Raw genomic sequence first — 17,684 nt, forward strand, 5'->3', positions numbered from 1 at the left:
CCACGCCCACCCCCACACCGACCCCCACCCCCACCCCCACCCCCACCCCCACCCCCACCCCCACACCGACCGGCACGTGCACTCTTCCGTCGACGTACCGCTGGACATCGACCGGCGCGCTGGCGAACCCGAAGTCGGGGTGGGTCTCGCTCAAGGACTTCACCACCGTCGTCTACAACGGCAGGCATCTCGTCTACGGGACGACGCACGACACGGGAACGGCGTGGGGTTCGATGAACTTCGGCCTCTTCACCAACTGGTCCGACATGGCCTCGGCCGGCCAGAACACGATGTCCTCCTCCACTGTCGCGCCCACGCTCTTCTACTTCGCCCCGAAGAACGTCTGGGTGCTCGCCTACCAGTGGGGTGGGACCGCGTTCTCCTACAGGACCTCCAGCGACCCCACCAATCCGAACGGCTGGTCATCGCAGCAGGTGCTCTTCTCCGGAAGCATCTCCGGCTCCGGAACAGGCCCCATCGACCAGACGCTCATCGGTGACAGCACGAACATGTACCTGTTCTTCGCCGGGGACAACGGCAAGATCTACCGGGCCGGCATGCCCATCGGGAACTTCCCGGGCAGTTTCGGCTCGACCTCGACGGTGATCATGAGCGACACGACGAACAACCTGTTCGAGGCCGTTCAGGTCTACAAGCTCCAGGGCCAGAACCGGTACCTCATGCTCGTCGAGGCGATCGGCTCGCAGGGCCGCTACTTCCGCTCGTTCACCGCCACCAGCCTGGACGGCTCGTGGACACCGCAGGCCGCCACCGAGAGCAACCCCTTCGCCGGCAAGGCCAACAGCGGTGCCACCTGGACCAACGACATCAGCCACGGCGACCTGGTCCGCAGCAACCCCGATCAGACCATGACCGTTGATCCCTGCAACCTGCAGCTGCTCTACCAAGGACGCAACCCCAGCTCCGGCGGCGACTACGGCCTCCTGCCCTACCGGCCGGGCCTGCTGACACTGCAGCGCTGATGAGGTGACACGGATCCGTCCCTGAGAGCGGGCTTTCCGGTTGGCAACGGTGGTCATCCCAGCCCCCGTCACCAACCGGAAGGCCCGCCCGCCGACTTCCTGGCGCACGGCCCATGCGACCTTCACTCGCCGGCGGCAGGACGTGCTCTCCGCGATGACCTCATCGGTCGTGGACTCGCGAAGTCGGCCCGACCACACACCCGTCGCAAGCATGTAGTTCCAGGGGTCGTGGCGTCCCGGTGCAACCAGCGGAGGCAGCACGGGGTTCAAGGGGCGCATCAGGGACGGTGAACCGCCGTGATGGAGCAGGTCAAGACGGGCCCTCCAGGCAGACGCCGGTGACCCCGGGGCGGTCACGGACGCCGTTCAGCGGACGGCCGGCGAGTTCGGCCGGTTGGACGTCCTGGTCAACAACATGACCGAAGGCGGACGGATCATCAACATCGGCAGCTGCCTGTCCGGCCGCACGCCTTTCCCCGGCATCACCCTGTACGCATTGAGCAAGACCGCCCTCACCGGACTGACCAAGGGCCTTGCACGCGACCTCGGTCCGAGGGGCATCACCGCCAACGTCATCCATCCCGGCCCCATCGACACCGACATGAACCCCGCCGACGGGCCGGGCGCCGACGCTCAGAGCGCCTACACCGCCCTCGGGCACTACGGGGAGCCCGCGGACATCGCCGCGACCGTCGCGCACCTGGCCGGCGAGGGAGGCCGATACATCACGGGCGCCTCCATAGCAGTGGACGGCGGCGTCACCGCCTGACTCCTTGCCGGTCCGCAAGGAAGCACAAGAGCGAAAAGGGCCGCCGGGAATCCGCCACCCTCCCGGCGGCCCTCGCGCATCGCCGACCCAGCGACGAAGATCCGTTACGAGCACCTCCACCGTCCAGGCGTGGATCAGAGACCTGAGCGGCCGCCTCGGCACCGCTGGCGCGTCCGCCCCAAGCCGACCTACGACCAGGGCATGGCCTGGGCACCGCTCGCCTCCGCCGTCGAACGAGCCGAGGAGCCGGGACGCGTTCTCGTGGTGTCCTCCTGCGGGCGGATCACCAGCGCTCATGGCAGGACCGGGGGCATGGCCGAAGAGAGCGCCCCTTGATCAGGGGCTCATGTTGATCGACGATAACGAGCAGGCGGTGGCCACCGCGACGGGTCCCGCATCCGGCAGGGCCACACGGGAGGGGTTGAACGTGTCGAAAAGCGACTTGCAAACCGCGCTGGAACAGGCGGTGCAGTTCGCCGGGTACACCAAAATAGCTGTCTACGGACTGGACGGCCGACTCTGGGCCGTCAGTCCCGATGATTTCAGTCTCCAGCCCGAGGAATTTCAAGCGATCGTCAGCGCGGTCAATGACGTCACCCTCCTGTGGAACGACAACTATCTCTACTTTGAAGGCGTCCCGTACGAGTTGTCGGAAGGCGAGAACCTGTTGACATATACCGTCCCACAGTTCGTGGTCAGAGGCCTGGACGAAAGTGACGGTGACGGCATTGGCTGTGCCCTGGTTGAGCAGGGCCTCATCATCGCGCTGTTCAACGCGGACACGTCGGACGACGATTACACGTACATCGAAATTTTGGCCAATCTAGTCGGCACCCGGCGTAACTGACTGCGCCCGGTCTCCATCAACGGCCCCGACCGCACCACCGTCTCAGGTCTCCTGGCCGAACCGACCGGGACCCGGGTGGGCAGCGTCCTCCGCTGCGCGGTCGACACCGACAGGCCGAAGTCCTGATCCGGCGACGAGGGCGTCGCCGAGTTCCGAGCGTAGATAGAGGACCGAGCGACCGTGGCGGGCGCTGGCGAGGAGGCCGGCGGCACGGAGGGTGCGGAGGTGCTGGTTGACGGCCGAGGGGGTGACGCCCAGGCGGCCGGAGAGTTCGGTCGATGAGGCGGGGGTCTCAAGCATGGTGAGCAACCCTGCCCGGGTGGCGCCCAGAAGGTCGGTGAGCACCCCCGGGGAGTGACGGGGCTCCGCTTGCCAGAGCGTGCCGACGCCCCGAGTGCCGTACATGATCAAAGGGGGCTCGGACGGGGAGATGGGGACGGTAGCCGCCCGGCTGAAGAGGGTCGGGACCAGGGTGAGGCCCTCGCCGCTGGTGGAGCGCCGGTAGCGGGCGTCGCTGATCAGCCGCATCGATACGACGCCGTCCTTCAGCTGAACGCGCTCGCTGAGGTCGGCGAACATCGCGGCCAGGCCGTGGGCCGAGATGACCTGGCCGCGGTGGACCACGTCGGCCTGCAGGACCGCGCGCATCCTGGGCCACCAGGGTGCGAAGCAGGTGCGCCAGTAGTCCCGCAGCGCGTCCAGGATGCGGGCCGACGGGTCACCGCGCAGCGGCTCGGGGAGCCGTGGGTGGATGGCGCGCAGGTCGTCGATCACCCGGTCCACGGGCACGCGGGCGACCGTGGCGAGTTCGTCGTCGATGCGGGTGAGCGGGGCATGGGGGCGGGGTGACAGGTAGTCCGGCGTCCACATGTCGTCGTTGGTGAGCGCCTGCAGCAGGGGCACGTCCAGCGTGGATCGGGCCTGCTCCGTGCGGCGCAGCCAGGGCAGGTGCACGGGATAGCGGCCAGGGTCGCGGAACGTGCGCAACGACAACGTGAGCTCGTTGAGCGGCGAGATGGCGAAGCGGACGTCGGCCACGTCCATCCCCGCGAGCTCGTACTCGATCAGCCCTGCCATGAAGCCATACGCTACATCAATTGGCGACAAAGGCCCTATTACGGGATAAAGGCCCCCGTGATCCAGACCTTCTTCCCTCAGGACCGTGTCGCCCGCTCACTGACTGTCAGCACGATGGCGTTCGCGCTCTCCAGCGGCGTCTTCTACACCGTCAGCACGCTGTACTTCACGCTCGTCATCGGGCTCAGCGCGACGACGGTGGGTCTCGGGCTGGGCATCGCGGGCGGCACCGGGGTGCTGGCCTCGTACGCGGGAGGGTGGCTGGCTGACCGGGTCGGCGCGCACCACGTCCAGACGGTGGCGACAGGGCTCAACGGGGTTGCGCTGCTCGCCTACACGTTCGTCTCCGACGCCATCGTGTTCACCCTGATCGCCTGCCTGGCCGTGATCGCGCGTTCGGTGGGCTCCACGTCGAAGCAGGCGATGCTGGCGCGGTGGTACACCGGCCCGGAGCGGGTCGAGGTCCGGGCCCGGATGCGCGTGGTCACGAACGTCTTCATCGGCCTGGGCACGGTGGCCGCTGCGGCGGCGCTCCTGATCGGCACCGCGTCGGCGTACCGTGTGGCGGTGGTCGTCGCCGGCATCTTGCTGCTGGCGGCCACCGTGCCGCTGGCCGGGCTCGGGCGTCAGGTGCCGGAGCTCGCCGCCAGGATGACCGCCGTCAGGGAGCGCACCGCGTCCGCCGGGCCTTCGCCGCTCAGGGACCGTACGTACATCGCGAGCGTGGCGTGCAACGCCGTGGTGGCCACGCAGTTCGGCCTGCTGACCGTCGGCATGCCGCTCTGGGTGGCCACCACCGACGCGCCCACCGCCATCGTCTCCGCGCTACTCGTCCTCAACACCGTGGTCGTGGCCGCACTCCAGGTGCGCGCCTCGCGCGGCACCGACGACGTGCGCAAGGCCGGGCGCACGGTCAGGCGCGCGTCGTGGCTGCTCGCGATGGCATGCGGTCTGTACGCTCTGGCCGGCTACGGAAACATGATCGTCGCCTGCGTCCTGTTCGTCCTGGCCGCGTTCGCCCACACCATGGGTGAGATCCTGGGCGAGGCGGGCGGCTGGGGCATGGCCTTCGAACTGGCCGACCAGCGCAGCGCCGGCGCCTACCAAGGCCTCAGCCAGACCGGCTACGCGATCGCCGCCATGTTCTCCCCGATCCTCGCCACCACCGCCGTCGAACACGGCACCGCGGGCTGGGTCGGCCTGGCCGCCCTCTTCGTCCTGGCCGGCACGGGCGCCGCCGCGGTGGCCCGGCACGCAGCCGCCAGGGATCGAGCGGGACGTGAGGGCTCTTCGATGGTAGGCGCAAGTTGAGCGCGTCCGCGGCGGGTGGTGGCGTATCGGGTGCGTCGGGCCACCGGGTCTCAATGACGGTGGCCAGGCGTTCGAGTTCGGGCAGGCCGGAGACGGCGCAGCGGTCGTAGAAGCGAAACAGCCGCTCAGCGATGAGGGTGCGGTCAGTGACATCCCCACGATGCCGTGTCCCTGTCTCGCTCGATGCTTGACGGTCCTGCCTGCGAGCCGAAGGGTCTTTGTTAGTGAGCGCGGACGAGGGCGAGCATGTCTTCCACCGAGCCGGCCGGGTCGCTGATCGGAAACTGCACCGCACGGATGATCGCATCGGGGTCGACCAGCAAGGTGAGGCGCTTGAAGCGGTCGACGCCGGCCGCCCGGAAGGTCGGCAGCAGCAGCCCGGCCGCGAGCTTGCTGTCCTGGTCGGACAGAAGCGGGTAGGGCAACCTCGCGTGCGTGACGAAGGCGGACAGCTGGTCGGGTCGCTGGGTGCTGACGCCTCGGATCACGGCACCCGACGCCTCGAAGTCGGCATGCCGTGACGCGTAGGTGAGGGACTCCAGAGTGCAACCCGTGGCGCCCGGGATGTCGGCCCAACCAGGCGGGTAGCCCTGGGCGCCGGGCGCGAAGGCGCCGGGGAAGAAGTAGAGCACCGTCCAGGCACCGGGTGCGTTGGGCGCGGCCCGTTCGCCGTCGTGTCGTTCCAGAACGACATCTGGCATTTTCCGATCGACCAGCTCATGCACCCGGCGGGTCTCGGCGGACCCGTCCTCGCTGGTCGCGGTCAGCGCGCCATCGCCCATCACATGTCTGGTGCCCCAATCCTGTAGCGCGATGAGCGCCGGCAGCAGGCCCTCGCCCTTCGCGGTCAGCAGGTAGTCGTAACGCGGCGGGCGATCGGAGTAGGGCCGCTTCTCCAGCACCCCGTGTTCGACGAGCCCAGCCAGGCGCTCGGCCAGAGCTCGGCGGCTGACACCGAGCTCACGCTGAAGGCCGTCGAAGCGGGTGGTGCCGCCGGCGATGTCCCGCACCACCAGGAACGTCCACCAGTCACCGATCACTCCAAGCGCCTGCGCGATGCCGCAGTCGGCGTCGGGTAGATCAGCACGCTTCACATGCCCCAGTATATAGTGCATTCCATTCTGGAACTTACCTGGGAGATGTCGAGATGGCAGTCGACAGTGCGCGCGGCGCGAGCGTCTTCTGGCGGTGGTGGACGGCCGGCACGACCAGCGCGGTCGGTTCGGCGATGGGCGCGGTGGCGTTGCCACTGACGGCGTTGACGGTGCTCGACGCCTCCGCGTTGGAGATGGGCATGATCGCCGCTGCCGGTTACGTCGCCTGGATCGTGATCGGCCTACCCGCCGGGGTGATGGTGCAGCGACTACCCATGCGAAGGGTTCAGGTCGGCGCTGACCTGGCACGCGCGGCGGCGGTCATCTCCATTCCTCTGGCGTGGTGGCTGGACCGTCTGACGGTCGCCCAGTTGGTGATCGTGGCCCTCGTGATCAGCTTCGCGGACGTCATCTTCGACGTCGCCAACTCGACCTTCCTGCCGTCGATCGTGGGCAAGGAGCAGTTGCAGTCCCGTAACAGCCTGACCTCCGGCACCCAGGCCACAACTCAGCTCGGCGGACCATCCGTTGGCGGTGTCATCGTCCAGGTGCTCGGGGCTGTGCCTACCCTCCTCGTCGACGCGGCCAGCTACCTTGTCTCAGCCCTGCTGCTGCGGACCCTGCCCGAACGCCGCTCAGAGACCCCCGAGCGCTGGCCACCGGTACGCGCGATGATCCGGGAAGGCTGGCGTTTCGTCGTGCACCACCCGGTGATGGGGCCGTGCATGTGGGCCGCCACCGCGGCAAACACAGTCTGCGGGGCACAGCACGCGCTCTACGCGTTGTACCTCGTGCGCGAGTTGCACGCCGAGCCCGGCCTCGTCGGCCTGCTGCTAGCGGCCGACGGCGTCGGCACGCTGATCGGCGCGGCTTTGACGAACCACATCACAGCCAGGCTCGGGACCGCCCGCGCCCTGATCGTCGCCGGATTCGTCTCGCTCGCCGGGGCGCTTGCCGTGCCCCTCGGCACCGGCTGGCAGGCCTTCGTCGCCTTCGCCGTCGGCAATGTGGTCTTCTCCGCCGGCGTGGTGGTCTTCAGCGTGGTCACCCGCACCTACCGGCAGATCGCCAGCCCGCCCGACCTGCTGCCCCGGGTGATGGCGACGGTCCGCTTCGTCTCCTGGGGTGCGATCCCGATCGGCGGGTTGATCGCCGGAGCCGTTGCCGGGGTCCTCAGCGGCCGCGTCACCTTGATGATTTTCGTCGTCGCGGCCGCCTGCATGCCGTTGGTCCTGCTGGCGTCACCGATCCGGCACCTGCGCAATCTCACCGACTATCAGCAGCGCGACGACTCAACCGGCTCGCCAACCGCATCGTCGGAACTCGCCGCCGACGCCGAACCGGCCTAGCCTCCGGAGCTGATGACCCGTACCGGAGCTGGATCTGCATGTTCTCCGATGCGCGATCCGGTCACCGGCGAAAACAACTCGATCATGTCGCTGAGCTGCGGTTACGCGTGCGGGCGTCTCGCGTCGCTTCTCCCTGGTTCCGATGCTCCCACGGAACAGCGACGGAACAAGAGCAGAGCTTGGAGGCGGCTGTGGCGAAACCGAAGAAGGGCTCGCCGCTCATCACCGTCGACGGCACCGTCTTCCGCTGGCGCGTCCGCCACAAGCCGACCTACGGACGCCGCGGTCCTGGAGCAGCACATGCCCAGCGAGGGCGTGGGCCGGCTGCTGGTGCGGCTGCTGACCGGTATTTCGAGGAGGCCGCGGCCGGGCGCAAGGAGAAGCGCCCGCCGCAGTTCCGCGACTGACGGCGTACGAGGACCTGGCGGCCCGCCCGTGCATCGGCGATGCTGTGACGCGTGGAGTACGTGTCCAGAGTTCCGCGACCGCCGCTGGACGGGCTGATCGACGACCTCTACTACCTGGAGGGCGCGCCGCCGTACCCCCGGCTGACGCTGCCGCCGATGCCGTCGGCGGTGCTCATCCTCAACCTCGGGGCGCCGTTCCACATCCGCGCCGGCACCGGCATCAAGACGGCCGAGTACGCCGACGGCTGCGTGGTCACCACGCCCACCCGCGCCTTCGAGTTCGGCTACCCACCGGGGACCCGGTCAGTCGGCGTGCACTTCAAGCCGTGGGGGCTGGCGCCGTTCCTGCCGATGCCTGCGGCCGAGCTGTGTGACCGGCCCGTGACAGTGGAACAGGTCTGGGGCCGTCCCGCCATTGCTGAGCTGCGAGACCGACTGGCCATGGCGGCCGGGCCGCACGAGATGCTGACGCTGCTCGAGGACGAGCTGATGCGACGGCTCTGCGAGACCGCCGGCCTGGGGCTGGTCCGCCACACGAGCAGCGTCATCGCGGCGGCCACGGGAGCGGTGGCGATCGGCGACCTGAGCGTGGCGGCCGGCGTCAGCGGCACCCATCTGGCGCAGCGGTTCAAGGAGCTCATCGGCGTCACGCCGAAGCGGCTCGCCCGCACCTACCGCTTCGCCGCCACCGTGCTCGCGATCGACCCCGCCGGACCGGTCAACTGGGTCGACCTCGCCGGTCGCGCCGGCTATTTCGACCAGGCCCACTTCGGGCACGAGTTCCGGGCGTTCACGGGGCTTACGCCGACCCGGTACGTCGAAGTCCGGCGGCGGTTCCTGCGCGAACATCCCGGCCATGCGCTCGATGTCGGGCCGCTGCCGGCCGTTTGATTTCTTACAAGAGCCGGCAACTCCCGATACGCCAGTATGGGCACTTCCCGAGCGGAGGAGAGAGCCCCATGGGCAAGGTGGTCATGTACAGCACGGTGTCGGTGGACGGCTTCATCGCGGACGAGAACGACCAGGTCGGACCGCTGTTCGACTGGATGTCCAGCGGTGACGTCCCCTTGGGCGAGACCGGGGAGGCGAAGGTGTCGCAGGCGTCCTACGACTACACCCGGCCGTACTGGGACCAGATCGGAGTGACGGTCGTCGGCCGCCACGTATTCGACCTGACGGACGGCTGGGGCGGCAAGCCTCCGGGCGGGATCGACCACGTGGTCGTCGTGTCCCACCGGCCGATGCCCAAGGGCTGGAACCCCGAGGCGCCGTTCCACTTCGTCAACGGTGTCAAGGCCGCCATGGCCAAGGCACAGGAACTTGCGGGCGACCGCACGGTCGAGGTCGCCGCCGGCGACGTCGGCGGCCAGGTGCTGGCCGCAGGGCTCGTCGACGAGGTCGCCATGGACGTCGCGCCCGTGGTGTTCGGATCTGGCAAGCGCTACTTCGGGCCAGTCGACGCACAGCACCTGCTGGAGGATCCTGACGTGGTGATCCAGGGCAACCGGGTGCTCCACCTCCGCTATCGGGTGCGCCGATGACCGATCTGAGCGGGTACGCGAAGAAACTCGCGCCGCCGGCGGGCTGGCCATCGCGACCGAACTTCCGATCCCAGCGCCGACAGCGGTCCCTATCACGCCGATGCACCGAGGGGCCGCAAGGGCGTGGAGCCCATCAAGAGCATGGCGTTGGAGACCGTCTGCCCTCCCTGCGGCTCCAAACTCCCAGGACAAGCCACCGCATAAAGGGCCGATGTGAAGGGTCACGAACGACGCCGAGAGTGCCACCCTGTAGCACCAGATAGCACGCTGAGATAGAGTTGACGAGTGAGCACTCCTGAGCCCGACCGCTCCCATCAGATCTCCCAACGCGACCTGCGAAACCGGTCAGCGGAGATCATGGACGGCCTGGAACGCGGCGAGCGGTACGCCGTCACACGCAACGGTCATCACATCGGCGACCTGGTCCCCATCCGCCGTCGGCGCCGGGCCGTCTCGCGCGCCGAGTTCGCCGCCGTGTCCCGCGGCATGCCGCGACTGGACGACCAGAAATACCTCGAGGACATGAACCGCCACGTCGACGACGACCTCTACGATCGCGCCTACGGGAGAGGCGAGTTCGCAGAGGACGGGGAATGACTCTCGCTCAAGGGCTCCTCGACACCAACATCCTCATCCTGCGTGCCGGAATCGACCCTGACGAACTGCCCGACGAGATGATGATCAGCGCCATCACCACTGCCGAGCTGTCAGCCGGCGTACTGGTGGCCACTGGGGCACAGGAACTCGCGCAGCGAATGAAGATCCTTCAAACCGCCGAGGCCGAGTTCGACCCCCTTCCCTTCGACGACACCGCCGCCCGCGAGTACGGCCAGTTGTGGACCGCCGTCATCGCCTCAGGACGCAAACCCCGCCCCCGAACAGCAGACCTGATGATCGCCTGCGTGGCCATCGCGAACCGCCTCCCCCTTTACACCTGCAATCCCGAGGATTTCAAAGGCCTGGACCACCTGCTCGCCGTGGTCCCGGTCACACGGCCACGGTGGGTCAGTGCATGAAGGAGGCTGACCCTGCGGCCTGGATGAAGAAGCTTCACCGAACCAGCCTTGATTGAGCGCGACGCACACTTCGCCGACCCGGTCCTCCCGTCGGCCGGCCCGCTCGGCTTGTCCCGGGAAGGGAGAGGGCGGTGTTCGTCCTTCACGGTCCGGCCTCGTGCCGGCCGTGTCTCTTGCTCTGCGGCTGGTGTGCGCCCGTGCCGCTGACTGATGCTGAGATCGCCGCCCAGCTCGCGCCGGCTGGGGCTGCTCGACACGAGGATGGCCGATTCGACTCTCGTCCGGACGAGATTCCCGATGTCGACGACCCGGACATGCCCGTCAAGGTCAACGCGAGTTGGTTCCCTCGGAACCCGGGTTCGAAGACGCCCACTACGATCAGGCCATGGGCATCCAGCGCACGCAGTTTCGTTTATATCGGTACACGTGCGCCGAAGAATGTCAGCACAAATTGCTGGTCCGGGTGAATCGGCCAAGCTACCCGAACTACGATCAGTCGGCCGAAGACGCGGCTGAGGCTTTCGCGGATTCCGCGGCCAATCACCTTCGGACCTGGTGGCAGCGCTGGCTGCTGCCCCGTGACTGCCGCCGTGAACACGAGTCCCGGCTGATGAACGTCTTTCACGAGGCCATTTCCGAAGAACTCGACGGCCCGGGCCTGAGAGAAATGTTGGTGTGGGAGAGCGTGACCGATGATCATCCGATCATCGGCGCAGCCTCTACGGAAGAAGAGTTCTGGCGCCGGCTGAACCACTACTACGGGCCGGACGACCTACCCACGTCCGCGCGGCAGGCTGTCTCCCACTCCGTCTATTTCCTGACCGAGCAGGACGGAGCAGGCGATCTCCGTGACGCCTGACTCCCGAGCGGGATCATGCGGTCGACCAAGGAACGTCCGCCATCGGTTCTACCCCGCCACCGCCACACTGCGGCACACGGGGAGCAGCCGCAAGACATCCAACCGCGCCACTCCTCATCAGCCCGATCAGACAGCTCGGCCCCTCACCCACTCGACGTGCCGACACTGACAACAAGATCTAAGCGACAGCCCTTGAGGCCCGCTCATGGCGCAGCGCTCAGGCGGCTGTTCTCTCGCGCGACGCGCACACCCGGCGTACACCTTCGCCCGCTGCAATGCCCCGGCCGAACGCTCCTCGTGACCTATGGTCGGCCCTTGTAGGCGTGACATGCACTCATTAGCGTGATCGGTCAAACGGCCGAGCCACACGGGGGATGCGCTGTGGATCGTGATGAGTTGGCCTATCTCAGTGACGGCCGCCGCAGGGTCGCTCTGGCGGCTCTGGCGACCCTGCTGCTGGAGGGGCGAATGCGGTTGTCCCACGCGGGCAAGCTCTATCCGGTCGCGGGCGCCGAGGCGGGCGATCCCGTGCTGGAGGCGGCGCTGGCGCAGCGGGCCACCCTGAAGGAGTCGCTCGCCGCGCTGGCCGAGCACGAGAGCGTGCGCGCGGTGGAGGAGGACCTGTTGCGCCGCGGGCTCGTCACGCGCGGATTGCTGGGCCGGTTCCGGCGTCCCACGCCGGAGGGCATGCGAATGGTCGAGGAGGCCAGAACGGTAAGGGGGAGAGGACAGGCGATCGCGGTCGCGCTCAACGGCCTGGCCGGGATCTCCGACGACTCGATCAAACGGCAGTTCGGCGCGGCCAAGGCGGGCCCGCTCCGAGGGCAGGGGCAAGGCGGCTGGGACGCCCGGGATTACGACAGCGGGTCTCCCGGGGGATCCATGTGACACCCGTCCCGCAGCCGGGCGGTGCCGACGTGAATCCCTGGACCTACGGGTGCGACTCCGATGCACTTCGTTGCGGCGCCGCGCGGGTCAAGGTCTACGAGCAACACCTTTCTGCCTCATTCGGCCGCGGCCACCGAGATGGACATCGCGGTGGCAGCCCCGATCACGGGAGTGGCCTTCGCGCCCGCCAAGGCCATCGATGACCGTCTGGAGCTCACTTGGCAAGGTGGCGGCTGATCACCAGGCGCTGGATCTGATTGGTGCCCTCGAAGATCTGCATGATCTCCGATCCCCTCCGTGTCCACCAGCGAAAATCTGTCGATCAGGAGCCTGACCAGGAGTTACTGTTGCGGCTGACTCTCGTCGTTTCTCGCTGTTCTCGGCCATCCCACGGAACAGTGACGGAACACGGCAGGAGGTTGCTCATGGCGATCCCGAAGAAGGGTTCGCGGCTCATCACCGTCGATGGCACCGTATTCCGCTGGCGCGTCCGTCGTAAGCCCACGTATTGCCAGGGGAACAGCTGGGGCCCGATGACGTTCGCGGTGGAGCTGGCCGGCGCGTCGGGCTGTGTCCTTCTGGTGTCACTTCCCTGTTCACGGCCGGACGCGTGGTGGGGAGAACGGGCGATGGCCATACGGCCAGCCCTCGTGACGGCGACCATACGCATGGCGCACGGTATCGGCTGGGATCCGCAGCAAGCAGGCAATGCCTTCGAGCTTGGCCTTACCGATGATGACCTGACCGAGTTGATGAACGGCCAACCGCCTGCCTACGACGTCCCTTTCATTCGGAGATAACTTCCGCCGCGGCCAGCACGACCGTCCGCTTTCAGGCGGACCAACTGCCCTGATGCCAGTGGCGCTGGCCGAAGTCAGCGGTTGTCGGAGGCTGCCGTTGTGCGCTCATGGTGGTTGACGTTGCCGTCACGGTTGTCGTCAGCTCTCGCACTGCCTCCGCCTAGTCACCCGGTGGCAAGGGCCGACGAAGGAGGGCCGTAGCGATCGCCCTGCCCCCGCGACATGATTACCGAAAGGGCGATCGTCATTTGTCTGTATGAAAGTAACCTTCCGTTAGAAGCGGTCGAAAATCATTCTTCGGGACCGGCGCCGAAGCAATCGCCATTTCATCGTCTGTACTTCTTCCGAGACCGTAGGAGCAGGACATATTGCGATCAAGATTGTGGATAGTATTGCGGTCCTGCCGATTCTCGCAGCTTTTGCTCTCGCACGAGATAATCCAAATATTCTCGGCTGATCAGCGTGTCAGGGTGCTCGTCACCCAACACCTGCCGCCGGGCCTGCAACACCGCGCGGGTCTCGGCCTCGGCCTCCTGCAACCGCCCTAGACGTCCCAGCACGCCCGCCAGGTTATTCCGGCTGTTCAGCGTAGATGGGTGCTCCTCGCCCAAGACCCTCCGCCGGACTTGCAACACCGCGCGGGTCTCGGCCTCGGCCTCCACCTGTCCCAGTTCCCCCAGCACAAAGGCCAGATTGGACCGACTGTTCAGCGTCTCGGGGTGCTCCTCACCCAAGACCCTCCGCCGGGCCTGCAACACCGCGCGGGTCTCGGCCTCGGCCTCCTGCAACCGCCCCAGACTCCCCAGCACATAGGCCAGGTTGTTCCGGCTGGTCAGCGTGTTTGGGTGCTCCTCACCCAGCCCTCGTCGTCGGGCCTGCAACACCGCGCGGGTCTCGGTCTCGGCCTCCTGCAACCGCCCCAGGCGCCCGAGTACCAGTGCCAGGTTGTTCCGGCTGGTCAGCGTATCCGGATGCTCCTCACCCAGCGCTCGCGCCTGGGTCTGCCATACCGCGCGGGCCTCGGCCTCGGCCTCCTGCAACCGCCCTAGATCCCCCAGCACCAGCGCCAGGTTGTTCCGGCTGTTCAGCGTCTCAGGGTGCTCCTCACCCAGCGTTCGTCGTCGGGCCTGCAACACCGCGCGGGTCTCGGCCTCGGCCTCCTGCAACCGCCCCAGATCTCCCAGCACACTTGCCAAGTTGTTCCAACTGGTCAACGTGCCCGGATGCTCCTCACCCAGGACCCTCCGCCGGGCCTGCAGCACCGCCCGGATCTCGGCCTCGGCCTCCTGCAACCGCCCCAGACGCCCTAGCACACTCGCCAAGTTGTTCCAACTGGTCAGCGTGTCCGGATGCTCCTCACCCAGGACGACTCTGTTGATGGCTACGGTGTGGGCTACGAGTTTGCGAGCGCGACGGTAGTTGCCTTCGTCCCACTCGTGGTCGGCGGCTGCATTAAAGATCTGGTCATGCGCTCGGGGTTCGGTGCTGATGAAACGATAGCGAATGAGGCTTTCCACGTGAGGGCTCAGCATTCGCCGCCGTGCGATCCGGTCGGAGGGGGACTCTCGTGCGGAGGCCAACCAAGCGCCAGCCAGCCACCTAATGGCCAGCTCCGAAGCGGAATCCACAAGGCAGGTGGGTCCGGTCTCGTCCTCGGCTGCGACCACGGCCTGGATGAGCCGATGAACTGAGACAGTCCGTTCTTCCAGCGTGATGAGACTGTAGGAAGACAGCAGCCTTAGTGCATCCAACACGCCCAGTCTGTCGCCATCGACGTCCAGAATGTCGCGGGGAATGTTGTCGGGGGCATAGCAGGCCAAGATTCGTAGCAGATGTACCGCATAGGTGTTGCGCTCGCGGATGGCGTGCAAGTGAACACGCCAGAGTCGGGCGATGGTGCGCTCGGCGTCCCCTCCTTCAGGCGAGGCGGCGTACATGTGTGCGGGATGGGCGGTCAGCAGGGACAGGTACTCACCAGGGCTGATCTTCGACTCTCGGATGTAGGCGCCGACCTGTTCCAGCGCCAATGGCAGATAGCCGAGCTCTGCGGCGATCGCGTCGACGGCCGGCCGATCCTCGGGCCGATTCCGTTCGCTAGTTGCGGTGATCAGCTCCGCTGCTTCGGACGCATCCAACACCTCCAGGCGGATCGTCTGGATCCCGGCTGGCCAGCGCACCAGTCGCCGGGTAGTGATCAGGATGTGCCCGGTATGGAGCTGTCCCAGTAAATCCCGTACATGCGCCAATTCCTCGACGTTGTCGAGAACCAGCAGCCAGCCATCATGGGCCTCCAACCATCCCCGCGCCCAGCCAGCGGCCTGCTCAGCCGTCAAAGCCAACCCCGCGGGCGGATGCAGACACTGGGCGAGTCTGGTCAGCCCGACCTGAATCTGCTCGACATCTTCGGCGTTGATCCACCAGATCAGCCGGTAGCGGTCCCGGCGAGCTGTGGCGTATCGACGGGCCGTTGCGGTCTTGCCGATCCCACCCAGGCCGTGGATCACCTTGCCAATGACGACCTCTCCCTGTTCGCCGGACAGGTGGTGGTCGAGTTGGGCTAGCACCGCCTCTCGCCCGACGAACACCGCAGCGGGTGGATCGTGCAGGTTCGTCAGGGCCACCGTCAGATCCACCTCCGCCGAGGCGCGTAGCGTCCCCGGCTCAATCCTGATCGTCCGGTTGTTCACTGGCGAGTAATCGCCCGTAGTTACAATCCCGGGGATCTCAACAGCGGATACCGCCCTATCGCCCGAGGCTTCCACTTCGATGCGCCACTCTGGCATTTCGGCCACGGCCTGCTCTCAACGGTTGCTAGTCGAGTCATCCCCGGTGGAGGCGGTTCCGGAGATAGTCTGCGCAGCAATCGAGCGTTCCCCGCTCGCGGTCACCTGGACGGGTGCGGTGGCCGTCTCGGCGTGCATCTGCTGGACCTCAGGAACAGGTGCAGGGTGAGCCTGCGGTACCTTGCCTTGCGGAGCGCTCTCCTTAGTGGCCATGCCGAACATTGTGTTTCCGGTGGAGACAGTCCCGGTGACGGTCTGCGCAGCAATCGACCTAGCTCCGGACGCGGTCACCTGCACTCTGGCAACTTGGGGGTGGGGCTGGAGAGCGCGGCGGGCCAGCACCACCCCATACCCGGAGAATCCCAATCCGGGCGCCGCAACGAACAATCCAATCACACTCGCCCACTTGTCGGCGCTATCAAGGCCAGCCCTGTACAGGAATGCTCCCAGCACCACGAGGGCAAGACCCGCCACTCCCACGCCCGCTATCCGCCAACCGCCTGTCATGCTCCTATTGTGTGGCCTTAGATCACGATCACGGAGGGAGGATCCGAACAAGTAACCAATCCAGTATCTAACGTGCTACCGCGACGGGCTACTGAGTCCCTGCTTGCAAACGGGAGCCGGTCACAACGTAGAACCTTCCACTCCCTGCTCAAGCGGTAGTTGGAGACTGGTGGCATTTGATTGGGTGAGGCAGCGTTGCTGTATCTGGCTGCTGTACAGCACCACGCGCGAACGTCAGCACCGTCTGACGATGCGCCGGCCGAAACCCACCCCCTCAACCGCGCGGTTCGGTCTCTCGCCGCTTCGAGCTACCTCAAACCCGATGCCACCTCGATGTGCCGAACGACGAGCAGGAGATCCGCCGAGTGCAGACGTTGCTCAATCTCGCTTAATCGGACGCCGAGGAGGTCGCGCTGCGCTTCCGGGAAGACGGCGCCGAAGTCCAGGCACTCGCTGACGCATATGGTGATCTCCAGGAGAACGGGGTCCGAGGAGGGCAGCAGACGAGGGAAGCGTTGGCGGCGCCAAAACCGCAATGCGAGCAACGCGGCCTTCCGGGGATTGCCGTACCAGTACCAGCGAACCTGAAGGTTGGGATTTGGTTCCTCTGCACGCGGAGATCGCCGGCCTTGCATTTTGGCCTCCCGACGCCTTGTCGCGTAGGCGTGGAGCTCGGCATGCCAGGCAGCGCGGCTGGCCTCGATAGCGTCCAGGGCCTGAAGCAGTGCCGCCTCATCGTGTTGAAACCTCCCGGCCTGGAACTCGAGGAAACTCAGCGTCGCCTCGAATCCGAGTGGCCGATACAACTGCACGCAGGACCGGAACGCTGACACCCGCCATCGGTAAGGCAAGGCAGGATCACGTACCCTACGGGCAAAGCTGGCGAAGCTCACCGAAAAAGGCTAGCCAATTGGACGCCGGGAGGCACCAACTCGGCAACGGCGCTGGCGGGGACATTACTACTGGACTGTCCCAACCACTCACTTCCGGACCTGACCGTCCGCTTTTCAGGCGGAGCAACCGCCTTGCTCGGCAGAGCGAGACCGTGGTCAGCCGCGTGGGGACGGGGATGCGGGTGCGTCGGCGTATGGGGATGTTGCTGTCAGTGATGCTGTCGCCTCAGCCATGGTCACCCGATGGCAAGGCCCGACGGAGGAGGGCCTTGCCGGCGATCGCCCCGGCCTGTACTACGGGCACCGAAGTCCGCGATCGTCACGGCCTCAGCCACCGTGCCGCCTTCTGATCCGTAGCAGGGTCAAGGACGTCCACGAGCATCCACTGCGGACAGAACAGCCTGCTCAGGTGACCTCCCCCAGGGCTTCGGCTCCAGCTCTGTCCACTTTCGGCCAAGGCCGTGGTTAGCCTCGGGCTTTCGCGGTGAATTTCGCGCAGATTGATCAACTACATAAGAAAAGTGCTTCTGAGCTGGGAGGATGGGGCTTGTCTAAGGTCC

At 66.7% G+C, this 17,684-nt stretch carries 18 protein-coding genes; 14 read left to right on the forward strand and 4 right to left on the reverse strand.

Features of this window, described 5'->3' with window-relative positions; all coding sequences use genetic code 11:
• The 4 genes from ACWEPL_RS61410 to ACWEPL_RS61425 form a co-directional block, all read left to right on the forward strand.
• The coding region (locus tag ACWEPL_RS61410; protein WP_452442198.1) for a non-reducing end alpha-L-arabinofuranosidase family hydrolase at positions 1 to 983 on the forward strand (983 nt) is incomplete at its 5' end.
• A 415-nt stretch (positions 984 to 1,398) separates the two neighbouring features.
• Complete coding sequence (locus ACWEPL_RS61415; RefSeq protein ID WP_452442199.1) at positions 1,399 to 1,752, forward strand: SDR family oxidoreductase; 354 nt, start codon at positions 1,399 to 1,401, stop codon at positions 1,750 to 1,752.
• 129 nt (positions 1,753 to 1,881) lie between these two features.
• Entirely contained in the window at positions 1,882 to 2,088 is a 207-nt protein-coding gene (locus ACWEPL_RS61420; protein ID WP_452442200.1) for a hypothetical protein, read from the forward strand.
• Between the two features lie 10 nt (positions 2,089 to 2,098).
• The gene (locus ACWEPL_RS61425) at positions 2,099 to 2,599 is read left to right on the forward strand and encodes a profilin (protein WP_363967146.1); all 501 of its coding nucleotides are present in this window, start codon (positions 2,099 to 2,101) and stop codon (positions 2,597 to 2,599) included.
• 42 nt (positions 2,600 to 2,641) lie between these two features.
• Here ACWEPL_RS61425 and ACWEPL_RS61430 read toward each other — a convergent pair whose 3' ends face one another.
• Positions 2,642 to 3,676: an ArsR/SmtB family transcription factor gene (locus ACWEPL_RS61430; RefSeq protein WP_363967147.1), complete on the reverse strand. Its 1,035-nt coding sequence runs from the start codon at positions 3,674 to 3,676 to the stop codon at positions 2,642 to 2,644.
• A 57-nt stretch (positions 3,677 to 3,733) separates the two neighbouring features.
• Between ACWEPL_RS61430 and ACWEPL_RS61435 the strand changes: the two genes are divergently transcribed.
• Entirely contained in the window at positions 3,734 to 4,987 is a 1,254-nt protein-coding gene (locus tag ACWEPL_RS61435) for an MFS transporter (RefSeq protein ID WP_452442201.1), read from the forward strand.
• Positions 4,988 to 5,208: 221 nt separating this feature from the next.
• Here the strand turns inward: ACWEPL_RS61435 and ACWEPL_RS61440 are convergent, their stop codons facing one another.
• Positions 5,209 to 6,081 carry a winged helix-turn-helix transcriptional regulator gene (locus ACWEPL_RS61440; RefSeq protein ID WP_363967151.1) on the reverse strand — a complete coding sequence of 291 codons (873 nt, stop codon included), beginning with the start codon at positions 6,079 to 6,081 and terminating at the stop codon, positions 5,209 to 5,211.
• Between the two features lie 53 nt (positions 6,082 to 6,134).
• Between ACWEPL_RS61440 and ACWEPL_RS61445 the strand changes: the two genes are divergently transcribed.
• The 9 genes from ACWEPL_RS61445 (at position 6,135) to ACWEPL_RS61485 (ending at position 12,941) form a co-directional block, all read left to right on the forward strand.
• Positions 6,135 to 7,430 (forward strand): MFS transporter, encoded by a 1,296-nt coding sequence (locus ACWEPL_RS61445; RefSeq protein ID WP_452442202.1) that lies wholly within the window; start codon positions 6,135 to 6,137, stop codon positions 7,428 to 7,430.
• 191 nt (positions 7,431 to 7,621) lie between these two features.
• Positions 7,622 to 7,837, forward strand: coding sequence for a hypothetical protein (locus ACWEPL_RS61450; RefSeq protein ID WP_452442203.1), 216 nt, complete (start codon positions 7,622 to 7,624; stop codon positions 7,835 to 7,837).
• 51 nt (positions 7,838 to 7,888) lie between these two features.
• Positions 7,889 to 8,728, forward strand: a complete 840-nt coding sequence (locus tag ACWEPL_RS61455) for a helix-turn-helix domain-containing protein (protein WP_452442204.1) — start codon at positions 7,889 to 7,891, stop codon at positions 8,726 to 8,728.
• Between the two features lie 68 nt (positions 8,729 to 8,796).
• Positions 8,797 to 9,378 carry a dihydrofolate reductase family protein gene (locus tag ACWEPL_RS61460; protein WP_452442205.1) on the forward strand — a complete coding sequence of 194 codons (582 nt, stop codon included), beginning with the start codon at positions 8,797 to 8,799 and terminating at the stop codon, positions 9,376 to 9,378.
• Positions 9,379 to 9,663: 285 nt separating this feature from the next.
• Positions 9,664 to 9,975, forward strand: a complete 312-nt coding sequence (locus ACWEPL_RS61465; RefSeq protein ID WP_452442206.1) for a type II toxin-antitoxin system Phd/YefM family antitoxin — start codon at positions 9,664 to 9,666, stop codon at positions 9,973 to 9,975.
• Entirely contained in the window at positions 9,972 to 10,394 is a 423-nt protein-coding gene (locus tag ACWEPL_RS61470) for a type II toxin-antitoxin system VapC family toxin (RefSeq protein WP_363967161.1), read from the forward strand. Before ACWEPL_RS61465 ends, ACWEPL_RS61470 begins: the two co-directional genes overlap by 4 nt.
• A gap of 385 nt (positions 10,395 to 10,779) precedes the next feature.
• Positions 10,780 to 11,253, forward strand: coding sequence for a hypothetical protein (locus ACWEPL_RS61475; protein WP_452442207.1), 474 nt, complete (start codon positions 10,780 to 10,782; stop codon positions 11,251 to 11,253).
• Positions 11,254 to 11,595: 342 nt separating this feature from the next.
• The gene (locus ACWEPL_RS61480) at positions 11,596 to 12,141 is read left to right on the forward strand and encodes a TIGR04222 domain-containing membrane protein (RefSeq protein WP_452442208.1); all 546 of its coding nucleotides are present in this window, start codon (positions 11,596 to 11,598) and stop codon (positions 12,139 to 12,141) included.
• 425 nt (positions 12,142 to 12,566) lie between these two features.
• The gene (locus tag ACWEPL_RS61485; RefSeq protein ID WP_452442209.1) at positions 12,567 to 12,941 is read left to right on the forward strand and encodes a hypothetical protein; all 375 of its coding nucleotides are present in this window, start codon (positions 12,567 to 12,569) and stop codon (positions 12,939 to 12,941) included.
• A 374-nt stretch (positions 12,942 to 13,315) separates the two neighbouring features.
• Here ACWEPL_RS61485 and fxsT read toward each other — a convergent pair whose 3' ends face one another.
• Both fxsT and ACWEPL_RS61495 read right to left on the reverse strand, forming a co-directional pair.
• Positions 13,316 to 15,724 (reverse strand): FxSxx-COOH system tetratricopeptide repeat protein, encoded by a 2,409-nt coding sequence (fxsT, locus tag ACWEPL_RS61490; RefSeq protein WP_452442211.1) that lies wholly within the window; start codon positions 15,722 to 15,724, stop codon positions 13,316 to 13,318.
• 815 nt (positions 15,725 to 16,539) lie between these two features.
• A complete protein-coding gene (locus ACWEPL_RS61495) occupies positions 16,540 to 17,124 on the reverse strand; it encodes a hypothetical protein (RefSeq protein WP_452442210.1) in 585 nt (194 codons plus the stop codon).
• Positions 17,125 to 17,684: the final 560 nt, after the last annotated feature.

The sequence above is a fragment of the Nonomuraea sp. NPDC004186 genome (genome assembly GCF_053603495.1).